Annotated in this window: 11 protein-coding genes; 3 read left to right on the plus strand and 8 right to left on the minus strand. The window is 42.3% G+C overall.

Features of this window, described 5'->3' with window-relative positions; all coding sequences use genetic code 11:
- Positions 1 to 120: 120 nt before the first annotated feature.
- The 4 genes from AC5JL8_RS30760 to AC5JL8_RS30775 all read right to left on the minus strand — a co-directional run bounded on the left by AC5JL8_RS30760 (position 121) and on the right by AC5JL8_RS30775 (position 4712).
- The gene (locus AC5JL8_RS30760) at positions 121 to 1869 is read right to left on the minus strand and encodes an NAD+ synthase (RefSeq protein WP_495883468.1); all 1749 of its coding nucleotides are present in this window, start codon (positions 1867 to 1869) and stop codon (positions 121 to 123) included.
- Between the two features lie 103 nt (positions 1870 to 1972).
- Positions 1973 to 2719 (minus strand): NUDIX hydrolase, encoded by a 747-nt coding sequence (locus AC5JL8_RS30765; protein ID WP_495883469.1) that lies wholly within the window; start codon positions 2717 to 2719, stop codon positions 1973 to 1975.
- On the minus strand, positions 2680 to 3279 hold the full coding sequence (locus AC5JL8_RS30770; protein ID WP_495883470.1) for a nicotinate-nucleotide adenylyltransferase: 600 nt from the start codon (positions 3277 to 3279) through the stop codon (positions 2680 to 2682). Before AC5JL8_RS30770 ends, AC5JL8_RS30765 begins: the two co-directional genes overlap by 40 nt.
- A 32-nt stretch (positions 3280 to 3311) precedes the next feature.
- Positions 3312 to 4712: a nicotinate phosphoribosyltransferase gene (locus tag AC5JL8_RS30775; RefSeq protein ID WP_495883471.1), complete on the minus strand. Its 1401-nt coding sequence runs from the start codon at positions 4710 to 4712 to the stop codon at positions 3312 to 3314.
- A 448-nt stretch (positions 4713 to 5160) separates the two neighbouring features.
- Between AC5JL8_RS30775 and AC5JL8_RS30780 the strand changes: the two genes are divergently transcribed.
- A complete protein-coding gene (locus AC5JL8_RS30780) occupies positions 5161 to 5313 on the plus strand; it encodes a hypothetical protein (protein WP_495883472.1) in 153 nt (50 codons plus the stop codon).
- Positions 5314 to 5527: 214 nt separating this feature from the next.
- Here AC5JL8_RS30780 and AC5JL8_RS30785 read toward each other — a convergent pair whose 3' ends face one another.
- Together AC5JL8_RS30785 and AC5JL8_RS30790 are read right to left on the minus strand one after the other, a co-directional pair.
- On the minus strand, positions 5528 to 6952 hold the full coding sequence (locus AC5JL8_RS30785) for an LCP family protein (RefSeq protein ID WP_495883473.1): 1425 nt from the start codon (positions 6950 to 6952) through the stop codon (positions 5528 to 5530).
- A 282-nt stretch (positions 6953 to 7234) separates the two neighbouring features.
- The gene (locus AC5JL8_RS30790) at positions 7235 to 7693 is read right to left on the minus strand and encodes a hypothetical protein (RefSeq protein WP_495883474.1); all 459 of its coding nucleotides are present in this window, start codon (positions 7691 to 7693) and stop codon (positions 7235 to 7237) included.
- 108 nt (positions 7694 to 7801) lie between these two features.
- On the opposite strand from AC5JL8_RS30790, the gene AC5JL8_RS30795 reads away from it, so the two are divergent.
- The gene (locus tag AC5JL8_RS30795; protein WP_495883475.1) at positions 7802 to 8977 is read left to right on the plus strand and encodes an AI-2E family transporter; all 1176 of its coding nucleotides are present in this window, start codon (positions 7802 to 7804) and stop codon (positions 8975 to 8977) included.
- A gap of 36 nt (positions 8978 to 9013) precedes the next feature.
- On the opposite strand, the gene AC5JL8_RS30800 is transcribed toward AC5JL8_RS30795, so the two are convergent.
- Positions 9014 to 10342, minus strand: coding sequence for a serpin family protein (locus AC5JL8_RS30800; RefSeq protein ID WP_495883476.1), 1329 nt, complete (start codon positions 10340 to 10342; stop codon positions 9014 to 9016).
- Positions 10343 to 10886: 544 nt separating this feature from the next.
- On the minus strand, positions 10887 to 12482 hold the full coding sequence (locus AC5JL8_RS30805; protein ID WP_495883477.1) for a S8 family serine peptidase: 1596 nt from the start codon (positions 12480 to 12482) through the stop codon (positions 10887 to 10889).
- A gap of 137 nt (positions 12483 to 12619) precedes the next feature.
- Between AC5JL8_RS30805 and rpe the strand changes: the two genes are divergently transcribed.
- Complete coding sequence (gene rpe, locus AC5JL8_RS30810; RefSeq protein ID WP_495883478.1) at positions 12620 to 13327, plus strand: ribulose-phosphate 3-epimerase; 708 nt, start codon at positions 12620 to 12622, stop codon at positions 13325 to 13327.
- The last annotated feature ends 45 nt before the right edge of the window (positions 13328 to 13372 follow it).

Genomic DNA, 13372 nt, shown 5'->3' on the forward strand with positions numbered 1-13372 from the left:
TTCTTAATTTTGCGAAAATTTGCCAGGAGGGTTTCCAACGCCAGTCGCGCATGGGGGAAACCCCCAAGACTGCGCTGGCTCCTCCGTAGCAAACTTTTCAAGACGAATTTTGAATTGGTATTACTTACTTTGCAGATTGGCATCTTTTCCATCCCCGCATACCAAGGTAGGGGTAGGGATGGTTTTAGCTTGGTAAGCATTTTTCACGCCAACCCAGTTGCTAGCAATTGGCATTCGCCAACCAGTACCAAAGGCGCGGTCGGTAATTTTTAGTCCTGGGGGTGCTTGTCGCCGCTTAAATTCGGCACGGGCTACCATTTGAATAACTCGGTCTACAATCACTGGCTCATGACCAGCGGTGACAATTTGTGCTGCTGATTGGTGGTTGTGGATGAGGCGTTGCAAGATGTCGTCCAAAATCTCGTAGGGGGGTAGGGAATCTTGGTCAACTTGTCCTGGTTTGAGTTCGGCACTGGGTGCTTTAATGAGGACGTTTTGCGGAATAATTTCGCCGTGACGATTTAACCAATGGCACAGGGAATAGACACGGGTTTTGGGAACATCAGCAATCACTGCCAACCCGCCGTTCATATCTCCATAAAGGGTGCAGTAACCGACTGCCATTTCTGACTTATTGCCGGTAGACACCAAAAGATAGCCGAATTTGTTAGCGATCGCCATTAATAAGTTACCCCGAATCCGGGATTGCAAATTTTCTTCGGCGATACCAAACTCAGTACCAGCAAATAACTCAGCTAGGGTTTGATCAAAGGATTGCATCGGTTCTTTGATCGCTAAGAGAGTAGTTTTAATTCCGAGATTTTCCCCTAATGCCAACGCATCGCTGATCGAATGTTCGGAACTGTAAGGAGAAGGCATGAGGACACCAAGGACATTTTCTTTACCGAGTGCAGCGGCGGCGATCGCTGCTACTAGTGAAGAATCTATTCCTCCACTTAAACCCAGTACAATTTTAGAAAAGCGGCACTTACGGGCATAATCTCGCACTCCCAAAACCAAAGCTTGCCAAATTTCCTCGTCTTCAAATTCATAGGCAGGTGCTACAGTATTTAATTGCAAATCATGCTGTTCTTCATCAAATTCGACTATTACCAAGTCAGTATCAAAACCACGGGCGCGACATACAATTTCACCTTGACGATTCATGGCAAAACTGTGACCGTCAAATATTAAATCATCATTGCCTCCGACCTGGTTAGCATAGATCATTGGCTGTTGAAAGCGTACCGCACTATGCCTCAGCATGACTTCTCGAAAGTTATGCTTGCCGACAGTGTAAGGTGAGGCAGATAAATTCACTATCAAATCCACACCCAAAATTGCTAAGTCAGCAATTGGGTTTATTGTGTAACTACGTTTGCCCCAGAATTCTTCATCGTTCCATAAATCTTCGCAAATAGTAACGCCAATATCGATATTATCCAACGTGAAATAATTAGCTTGTAACCCTGGTTCAAAATAGCGTTGTTCGTCAAATACGTCATAGGTTGGCAAAAGCCGCTTGTAAAAAACTTGCTTTACCTGACCGTCTTCTAACAAAGCGATGCTATTAAATAAAGATTTACCGCCTGTAATATTCGCTTTGAAATTTTCTTCTACAGTTCCTACCAAAACAGCTAAATTTGGCGGTAAATCTCTGGCTAATTTTTGGAGGGTAGTACCCATCGCTGTCACAAAACTGGGATTTAGCAATAAATCCCTTGGTGGATAGCCACACAAAGATAGTTCTGGTGTTAAAAGCAACCGCGCACCTACAGCTACTGCTTGTTGCGCTGCTTCCAGAATTTGTTGGGTATTTCCGGGCAAATCACCAATTGTAGGATTAAGTTGAGCGATCGCAATCTTCATTTTGGCTGTTAGGTTTAGTTATTAGTTATTAGTCGAAAAGACTTTTGACTTTAGACTCGGCGTAGGCGATCTAAGAGAGGCGTTCTCGTAGAGTAGCGATTTTTTAAATAAAGACTAAAGGCTTATCCTTAAAAGGAGCAAAAGCCTCGGCGTCAAACTTATACAAACTAGCTGGACGGCCAGCACCACGTGATACCTTAATTCCGGTATCGCATAAAAAACCTAACTTGAGTAGGCGTGCCCGAAAATTAGAATAATCGGCGAAATTTTCGCCTAAAACAGTTGTGTACAACTGATATAAATCATTCAAAGTAAACATTTCTGGCAAAACTTCAAAAGCCACTGGGCTGTATTCCAACTTATTGCGTAAACGCCTGTGTCCGTAACTCAAAATTTCGTTATGGTCAAAAGCTAATTTGGGCAATTGTTTTACTGGATACCAAGCTATGCCAGTGACTTTATCAGCAATCAATTCTGCTTCTTCAAATCGCACTAAAGCAAAGTAACTCACTGATAAATAACGCACACCATAACTATCAGTGGCTTCCCGTGGATCGCGAGCGGGCCCGCCAAAAGTATACAATTGCTCTAAATAGAGATTTTTCACTCTAATTTTCTCAGCCATTATGCGATAGGCGGCATCTTCTAAAGACTCACCCTGACGCACCAAAGTACCAGGAAGACTCCAATAATTTAAAAATGGTTCCTGCTGTCGCATGACCAAGAGAACTAGCAATCGATTTTGTGCAGTATCTACAGAAAAAATTACATTATCAACACCAACCTTGAAATCAGCCAAAGGTTGTTGATTTAGCGAAGTTGAAATCTTTTTGTGGTTGCGTTCTGGCATTTGTACAAATGCTCTTGATGAATATAGGCAACTATAGGGGGAGTAAGTGCTTGAGAATCTCCATGTTCACGATAGGCTGTAGAGGAAATATCTAGACCAGTCAAGCTGGCGATCGCAATCTTCCCTCCTAGCTGTTGCACTCCTTCCAAACTGAATTCATCTATTGCATATCCCGGTCGCGGTACTACTAGTAATTGCACTTGCCGTAACAAATCTTCAACTCGATACCACCGAGGCAGCTGACTCAATAAATCTGAACCGATCACTAAGGTGTACTCAGTGTCTTCTCCCCAACGCACTTTTGCTTTATCTACCGTCTCTAGCGTTCTGAGGCTGCTTAATTCTTGTTCTAAAGCAATATTGTGTCGTGATGTATCAATATCCGCAATTAACAATCGCAGCATTGCCGCCCGATGTTGTAAGGGAGTTTGATGGGCTTTAAATGGATTATCTGCCGCCCAAACCGCCACCCAATCATAACGCTCAGATAACCAACTCAGAATCGCCTGATGCCCAGCAGTTGGTGGATCGGCACTAGTCCCAAACAAAGCAATTCTCATAATTTACCTCTGTGTTCTTTGTGCTTTTGGGGTTAGTTTCTGCTGTTCGTCTGTGCAACCAACTCTTGCAGCGCGTCCGAAATCTCTACCTGCACTGACACAGGATTATCTAAACGCCGCGTTTCTTCTGGTAAACTCGCAACTGAGGTGGCGGTACGTTGGCGAATTGTCGCTAGAGTTTCTGGTGGTTGGATCTGTTTACCTTCCTTAATTACCAGTTGCAACAAAGGTTCTTCTAATAGAGGGCTTTCTGTAGCTAAACCCAATCTGTCTACTTTCACTTTGCTACCGGCAAATGAGCGAAAAATCTGCTTGCGTCCTGGATAAGTAACTTTACCACTAGATTTTTTCATGACTGGGATGCCATCAATTTCCACAAGTTTATAAACTCCATTGACAGGCGAACCCGTAACTAGCCGTGTTCCTAATCCATAGCCATCAATTTGGGCATCATTTGCTTTTAGCTTGGCAATTTCCCACTCGTCCAAGTCGCCACTAGCGAAAATTGACACACCAGGAAGAAGCGATCGCACTTGTTTTGAGAGAGTAACCAAATCTCCAGAATCTAACCTTACCCCAGTCAATTTCATTTCCCCAGAATTTACTTTCAGTGCCAACTGCTGGGCAGCAGCGATGGTATCGTAAGTATCAATCAACAATGGCGCACCCGGAAAATATCGATGGAAAGCTGTAAAAGCTTTGTCTTCACTACCTTCCATTGCTGACAGCGCCATAACCAAGGCGTGAGCCATCGTACCACTTGGTTTTTCACCCAGTTGTAGCGCTGCTAACACATTAGAAGTAGAATCTAATCCTCCTGCTAACGCCGCCCGTGCTGCCCACAACGACCCTTGGGGGCTAAATGCCCGTCTTGTACCAAATTCTAGAAGTGTTGCTTGCTCTCCTGCGACATCTCGTAGCCGCGCTGCTCTGGTGGCAATTAAGCTTTGATAATTTAGAGTATTTAGTAAGTAAGTTTCTACTATCTGGGCTTGCCAAAGAGGTGCTTCTACCCGCAATATTGGCTGATTCGCAAACACGGCTGTCCCTTCGGGTACTGCCCATACATCTCCAGTAAATCGACCTTCAGCTAGCAATGACCAAAAGCGATCGCTAGCATGTGCAAAAATTCCTGTTGCCTGCAAAGCTACTATATGAGCGGGACTAAAACGAAATTTCTGCAAATATTCCAAGGCTTGCGCCAGGCCCATAGCAATTAAATAGCCAAAACCCTCTGGTAGCTTTCTGGCAAATAACTCAAAACTGGCTCGTTGTTGTTCTACACCTTCACCTGTGTAACAAGCTGCCATTGTTAGCTGATAAAGGTCAGTCAGCAGGCTGTAATCATCAGCAGCAAAATTTAGTTCCTGATTATGGCGGTTTTGCTGTTGTTGATTGTTTGTACATATCTCCAAGTCTGGAAAAATTGTCATACCAGAGCTTCCTTACAAGAATGCTTCTTTTATTTATGGTAACTTTTACCATAAATAATGTCAACTATTGAAGAATTCGGGTTACGGGTTGCTATAAACTAGTAGTTTTACAGGTAGATTAATCCGAAAATCATAAATTATTTAATCTTTTTTAATAGTTATTGCTAATAATAATGGAATTGCTTCCAAGGAGTATAATGAAATGTAACAACTATTGAACTCTTAATTTACCAGCACCTTTATTAAGCAAGGATTTGAGAAATTACTCATTTACAATTAGAATCAAACATAGAAGTGGAAATAGGAGACAAGCTAAAGTATTGCAACTTTATCTAAAAAACTATTGCAGAGATTGTTGATATATTGAGGACTAGAGCAAAGAAATAATATCAGAATTAGAGTATAAACATCACAATTAAAGCAACTTGTAAAAAAGGAGTCTGAGATTATGGCTATTTCCAGAATGATTGCTAGCATAACTCAGTATATTTCTGAAGCCGTAATGCGGATTTTTGGCCCTAATGATGATGCTTATCCTTCAATTGGTGTACAACCCTTTACAGGCGATCCTTACAAAGAAGGTACAACCGATAATTGGTAGATAATTGTTTAACGATAAATGACATATTCTGAAATTACTAATATAAAGGCGTGGGGAAAACCTCACGCCTTTTTTGTTTAAAGATTCTGATATGCGGTATATCACACCAAAATAATGAGTACAAATTCTTTGAGTCTACCAATCTAGACCGCGAAAGAGTTGATAAACTTTTTATTTAGGTAGCGCAGCTTGATGATTAAAAACTAGTCGTAGCTTATGGTTGAGCAGAATTTTCTAGGATAGTTTGTTGTTGTAACCAATCCTTACCCACCTGAATACTAATATCAGAACCGAGATTGCCAGTGCTTTCTACGCGTACTTCTCCAAATCCTAAACTTTGGCGAATTAATTCTGCACTATTACCATCTCCTTGTTGGGCAACAATGTGAGTCACCTCTAAAGGTTCACCCCATGCTTTAGCCACATAGACATTACGATATCCAGCTCTTTCTAGCGATCTAATTAAAGGTCGCAACTGAGAGCGATCGCTACCTGTGCTGTCTTGAATTGCTACTCGCAAAGAACCTGGTTCAGTAGTCTGCTGTTCTTGTCCTTGGATTGATTCCAAACCAAAGTGTTGTGCCATCAATTTGGCAATATTATCTCTGTTTGGCAACCAATAGCTAGCATCATACTCACCCTTCTCGCTAAAGCGACCAGGAACCATTAACATTTGCATATTAGAGCGATTGGTTCGCACTCCAAAGCCTACAAGCGCCACTAGCTCCTCAACTGTCAAATTAGTATCGATGTGTTCTTTGACTACATCAAGCACTTTAGGCATTTGTGCTACAGTCGCAGGGTTGAGGGTTTGCTCCATCAAAGCACGCATTACCATTTGCTGCCGCTGAATCCGCCCAATGTCACCCAGTTCATCATGGCGAAACCGTAGTAATTGCAGCACTTGCTCACCCTTGAGATGCTGCTTGCCCGCCTTTAAATTAATGTATAGGTGCTGGGAATGATCATGGTACTTCATATCTTTGGGGACATAAACTGTCACTCCACCCAAAGCATCGATTAGCTTGGCAACTCCCAGAACGTTAATTCGGACATAGCGATCAATTCCTACCCCACCCAAAAGATTACTGACCGTTTTAGCGGTCAAGGCTGGCCCACCTTCGAGATTCGCAGCATTAATTTTTTTTACGCCATACCCCTCTATTTCTGTGCGGGTATCTCTAGGGATAGAGAGCATGATCATTTTTTTCGTCTCTGGATCAAATTTGATCAAGAGCATTACATCAGCAAGCCCATCAAAGGAGTTTACCTGGGGCAGGTATCTAAGATTTTGGGTTTCGACGGGGGGGCTTTTGACATCGGGTGGCAGTACGCTCATCCCCATAACTAATATATTTACGGGGCGAGTTAATTCCGAAAATCGCAATCCACCTCCAGAGATGCGATCGCCATCAAATACCGCCTCTTCTTGGGGACTTAGCTGGGCTTGCTGCAATGGCGTACTCGTCAAAGAAACTGCCAACAGCGCCCCTGCTGTTGCTGAAACCATAGCAATGCCGCTCATACCCACCCAAAACCACAACCAACGCCCAGATTTAGAGCTTTGGGAATTTTTGCCCCTAGACTTGGAGGCTTTTGCCGATTGGTTTTCTTCCGATGAAGTTCTTTGAATGGTCACAGACTTCCTCACACTTACTGATCAAATTCGGTAAATTTCTAGACTAATAAATATGCAAACAAATCAAAACATAATAGCTAATTTTTAATTATTAGCGCTAACTTTTTCACTGTTGTGTCAACCACAACACTTATAGCAGTCTTTTTCTTTATTTTCGACAATTTTGGCAATATTTTATTGCAGTATGGCAACAATAAACCGGTTTGACCAGATCCATTGAGAGATAAACTGTAATTTGGCAAAAATTCCGTAAAAATACCGGGACAGTTATCAACCAGGATATTAGGACAAGTACTTGCCCAGTACTCGCTCGGCAAAACGGCTAAATCCAGGTAAACGGCCAGACTTTCTTTGAAACAGGCGAACAATCAACCAGAGACTCACTAAAAAGTAACCAGAAGTGAGAAAGCTATTGAGAATTAATAAACGCAGTGCGAAAAATTCTGAAGTTTCAGCCCCGGTTGCTAACAACAGATATCCCAAAAACCAGGTAAATGCCAAAGTAATAGACAGACGGCTAGCAGCCTGTTGTTCCCGACTTCCTTGACGGCAATAGAGAGTCCACAACGAGGGAAAAAAACCAATAACTGGAATTAAATACAAAAGCAGTTGTCTTTTAGCGATAGCTGAGTCTTCACGGGCTATCGGGGATTGGAAAGATAAAGAAGACGCGGTGAAATCACTCTGCGTGTCGCCTTTCCCAGATCCAGGTGAATTGTCAATTGAGTGAAAATTTTTCATATGGGTGAGTCTAATCCTAAACTAGGAGGATGAATGACGGTAATGTAGTTAGAGATAATAGGCTATAGAGAAGGATTTTATTTAGTTCTATCCCGTAATCGGCTAAAGATGCAGACACGCAAGCTACTCGACTGGTGGGACACCCTAACACCCATAGCGCGCATCGCAGCGATCGCGTTATTCATCCCGCTGCTAGTTCTCAATGGTTGGGCGATTTCGGCAATTTTTAATTACTTTCACTCCTTGATAGTGATTTTAGTGGGAGCCTCAGTACTAGCATTTCTGCTCAACTACCCCGTTAGCTGGATGGAGCGTCACGGTGCCAGGCGAGAGCCAGTTGCTATCTTAGTGTTTCTTTTGGCTTTATCAATTTTATTAGCGTTGGGTGTCACCCTGTTTCCGCTAGCCCTTACCCAAGCGCAGCAACTAGTGGCTCGTTTGCCGGAGTTGATTGACTCTGGACGCTCTCAGTTAATGATGTTAAACGAAAAAGTAGAGGTTTTTGGGTTACCAATTAATCTCGATGCTCTAGTAGTCCAAATTAACGATCGCGTTAAAGGACAATTGCAGGCGATCGCCGGACAAGTTTTAAATCTGGCTGTAGTCACTGTCACTAGTCTGTTAGACTTCGTTTTGACTATGGTTTTGACTTTTTATCTTTTGCAGCATGGAGGCGAACTCTGGCTGAGTTTAGTAGACTGGTTACCCACCCAATTCCGAGCGCCTTTTTCTAAAACAGTACGTCTCAGCTTTCAAAATTTCTTTATCACCCAGCTGATTTTATCTACCTGCATGGCATCAGCTCTGATTCCTACATTTTTGTGGCTGAAAGTACCATTCGGTCTATTATTTGGTTTAACGATTGGCATCATGGCTCTCGTCCCCTTTGGTGGCTCTGTGGGCATCGCCTTAACCACCTTGTTGGTTGCGTTGCAAGATTTCTGGATGGGAGCAAGAGTCTTGATGGCAGCAGTAATAGTCCAGCAAATTCTGGAAAACTTAATTGCCCCCCGAATTTTAGGGAGTTTTACTGGCTTAAACCCGGCTTGGGTGGTTATTTCAGTTTTAACAGGGGCAAGAGTTGGTGGACTTTTGGGTGTGATTGTGGCAGTACCTACTGCTGTTGTGATTAAGACGGTTTTAAGCACTCTACGTCCTGAGGCACTGAGTAACGACACGGATGAGTATGCCAATGGAGAGATAGTTGCACCCATTGCACCAGAAGCATCCCCAAAGGCTGAAGCGAAAAATGCCCTGAGTGTTTCCGAAGCCACATCACCATAGCAATTCAAAATTTTTTCATTTTGAATTTTGAATTGATTACTGTGGCTCCATAATTGAACCCATAAACAAAACGCTTCCTGTTTGGTTATCCCGAATAGCACAGAAGAAGGGACGATCAACAATCATTCTAAACGGCTCTGGTTCTTGCATCGCAGATGTTGCTACTATTCCTACTGAAGTAGCCGCAGTTGCTTCGGTGCCTTCTTCGTTTACCTCGACAAAAGTTTTATGTTTAACTTGGCTGATGGCGAGGTTTTTACCCATGCCTGAAAAATTAGCTTTGCTGCTAAAAGCTTCCTCCATACCTAAAGCTTTCAACGCATCGTTGAGCGTAACATCGTAGTCTGTCTTAAACCGAGGCAAACGAACCGACCCTTCCCGCTTTCGGAATTGAGTCATCCATTTTTCCCAGTTTTCAGCGCTTAAGTTTTGATAGAAGGCTTTCAGGTTTGAGTTCTGTTTAGGCAGAAAGATATAAAAGCTGACTTTGCCATCTTTGCCATAAGGTAAACTAACTGCCTGAAATTGTTCGGTTTCATGGTATCTATAGTCACCATCTTTCGACATCATTGGATGTTGTTTCTGTTTACCTGATGCGAGGTAAAAAGGATATACAGCAGTTTGACTTTTATCAAATTCATTGCTCCATCTTCCTTTGAAGTGTATGGCATTAATGAGAAATAACACCTGCTCCGGGTCAATTGTTTCAACTATTTTGTTAATTTTCCCTTGGGTATTTTCTTTGACCCAGTTATTGATAATATTAGGCGCTTCAGCATCTTGAAAGTTTAAATTTGTTACCTTTGCTTGATAAAATTCCCGGTTCTTTTGAAGAAATTCTGATTTAAACTGAGCATCTTTATCAGCCCAAAGTGAATTAGCAATAGTCAGTTGCACGTCTGCATCAGGCTTTTGTAATATCTTTTCTAAAGATGCATAAGAAGAGTTAATTTCTTGTAGATTCATACCCTGTAATTCTAAGGTTTTCGCCATTGCTTTTTGGGTAGAACCGCTAGCTCCATTGTAGGTCATAGCAAGGGCGATCGCTACACTTGCAGGCGAGACAAAAATGTTCTTTTCACTACTTTCATTTTGCAAAACTTCTGAAAATAGTTTGAAGCCAAACTTATTGTTAGCATTAACTATTTTCGTATCAGGGTTGACTGTTTTTTTTGGCAATGGCGACTCTGACCCAGGCAAACGAGATTCGGCAAGCGTACCCGTACTACTATCAACCTGAGAACAACCTAATACACCTAAGAGAACAACGCTAGCAGCCGCAAGAACGTAGCGCCTTCCCAAACTAACACCGTAACGTCTTTGCAAAAAATTTTCTCTCACACTACTAAATTTCTGCCGATTCATTCTGCCACCTCGCTCGCCATAAATTTCTGTAGCTGTCTTTTAGGATTGACGCTAATGATGTGTCAATTGTTAATATCGCATTTGCATCAATAAAAAACTCGACTGTTACAGTTTTGGTAACAGTCGAGAATTGGCAAGAATTCAACAGAACTTATGAAAGCTGCTAATTGCTGATTAAAACAACATTGCAGATGAATTATATTTAAATATTTTTAGAGTTTTGGATGAATGTGTTTGAAACTACATAACTTATTATAACTAAGTATAATTAGCATTTTTTTATGAAGTGATTCTAGACGAATTTCCTAGTAAAATTTAGAAAATTTGCAACTTACCTAATCTATTACCTAATGCATATATTAACGATAATAGCTTAGATATTTTCACCTTTGATAAATTTAGGAATTACTGAATTTATGGCTTGCTAAATTAAAATATGGTTCAGGCTTTTTGGATAAAATCGAATCATTTTATCCAAAAAGCGTACCCCAATAGATAAATTTCCTTACCTGAACCGTATTGGGGTAGATTTTTATTTCATGCTTCAATTTACAGGTACAGTCCACCAAGCTAAACCATAGTCCTGAGTTGGTTCGTTGATTTGTTGACGAAATTGGACGCGGATTTTGTAATATCCAGTTGCAGGAATAGGGCAAAAAATATGTTCTACACTATCAATTTGGCTAATTGAAGAGCAAACACTACCAGTATTTGAATTTTGCTCATCAGCTTTTACTAAGTAGAGGTCGAGATTATTCAAGCCGCGATCGCTGAAACTCTCGCCTACATCATAAAGCTCATTTCTATTCTTATCGTTGAGATTTACCAATCTGTCCCAATTCAAGGTAATCGCAACAAAGCTACCTTGTTTTAAAGGTTTTGCTATCACGTATTCTACAGGCGTAATAGTATCTAGTGTTCGGTAGTCCCAACCAATGGCAGGCACAGCAACTGACGGTTGCCATTGACCAGCGCTAAATTGTTGATAAGCGCGAAATGCATTCAAATGACCCGTTCCCATTTGGGAATCTAAAGGAATTTTAGGATCTTTGTAAGCATTAGAAGCTAGCCAATCTTGATTTTGTTTATCAATGAGCGTCCGGGTCATTGCCAACCGCAAGCCATTGCCGCTATCTTGGATTTTATCGGCTGAATTGAGTAATACAGCCTTCATCACTTGATGATGGCGAGAATCAATACTCCAATTGAGTTGTTTTGTCCGTAGTTGGCGATCGGCAAATTCCTGCAATAAGGCAACTGTACCTGTAACGTGAGGTGCTGCAAAACTAGTGCCTGTAACTTTGTTGAGTTTCCCATCAGGATTGAGCAAAGCAATGTTATTGCCAGGCGCAACTAAACTAATGGTGCCACGCCCATCAATATTAAACTCTTTCCCTACTAGCCGTCTGGTTGCTCCCTGGTTAGCACCTACTAGATTAGAAACGTCAACTTTATTAAAAATCCCCCCACGTCGGGATGAAAAAGCCACGTTCACTCCATTAAAATTATCTGTAGGAATAGGAATACCACCTTTGCCCTGGTTACCGGCGATCGCATACAGGACATTATGAACGCGACTCGACCAGTCAAGACATAGCGTGAGTAAAGCATTGCCATCTAAAATTGCATCCGGGCGTGGATCTCTGTTTAGGGGTTCACCAAAGCTGAAGTTAATGGCACGGACATCACCACCATTTTGCAGCGCCACGTGCTGCGCCGATAAACACTCTTCTGGCTGTCCCATATTTTTAGTTGAACCAACAGCAGAAGAATACAGTCGCGCTTCTGGAGCAACTCCCGGCCAGGCTTTGTCTTTACTGACCATAACGCCAGCAACATTATAGGCGTGGGGATCAACACTGCTGTTTGACTTAGCTGGACCATTGCGTAAGAAGACTCCCGCAAGAGATATAGCAAGGTTTTTCGACACCGCTTTATCCAATCCAAACATTCCCGGACGCCCAATTTCCACTTGACCAATGGCAATCTTGCGACCGCTTAAATTATAAGGAGGTTGGCGTAGCTTCAAAGCATTTATACCGTTGGTGCCAAAAGACGTTTGTAAAGCTGAAGCAAGTACTGGCGCACTCAAACACGAAGCACCCAGCCCCAAAATTATCCAAGTTAGTTTTTTATTCATAATCATTAATCATTAGTCATTAGTCATTTTCCCTCACTCCCCCATATCTCTAGCAAAGGCGGGATCAAATTGATGAGCGATTGCTCAATGTTTTGTTACAATATTTACAGACGAGGACGCTTGAAAACCCACTAGCCATGACCCAAAACCTATCTAAAAAGCCCATTGTGATTGCTCCGTCCATCCTGTCAGCCGATTTTAGCCGTCTGGGTGACGAAGTTCGCGCTGTAGACGCGGCTGGAGCAGATTGGATTCATGTTGATGTAATGGACGGTCGTTTTGTACCTAATATTACGATAGGCCCTCTGGTTGTGGAGGCGATTCGTCCGGTGACGTCAAAGCCATTGGATGTCCACTTGATGATTGTGGAGCCAGAAAAGTATGTAGAAGGGTTTGCTAAAGCGGGCGCTGATATTATTTCAGTTCATGCTGAACACAATGCTTCGCCACACCTGCACCGCACTCTCGGACAAATCAAAGAACTCGGTAAAAAAGCAGGAGTCGTACTTAATCCTTCAACACCTTTGGAATTAATTGAGTACGTACTGGAGCTTTGCGATTTAGTGCTGATTATGAGCGTCAACCCTGGCTTTGGCGGTCAAAGCTTTATTCCAGGTGTATTACCTAAAATCCGCAAGCTGCGTCAGATGTGTGACGAACGCGGTCTTGACCCTTGGATTGAAGTAGATGGGGGACTAAAAGCCAATAATACTTGGCAAGTTTTGGAAGCAGGTGCTAATGCGATCGTAGCTGGTTCAGCTGTCTTTAACGCTCCAGATTACGCTGAGGCGATTACAGCTATTCGTAACAGCAAGCGTCCTGCTCCAGAATTGGCAAAGGTCTAGTCAGCCGATTTTGAATTAGTATCAAACCAAAAATAGAATTAGGGT

It is taken from the genome of Mojavia sp., from assembly GCF_059505145.1.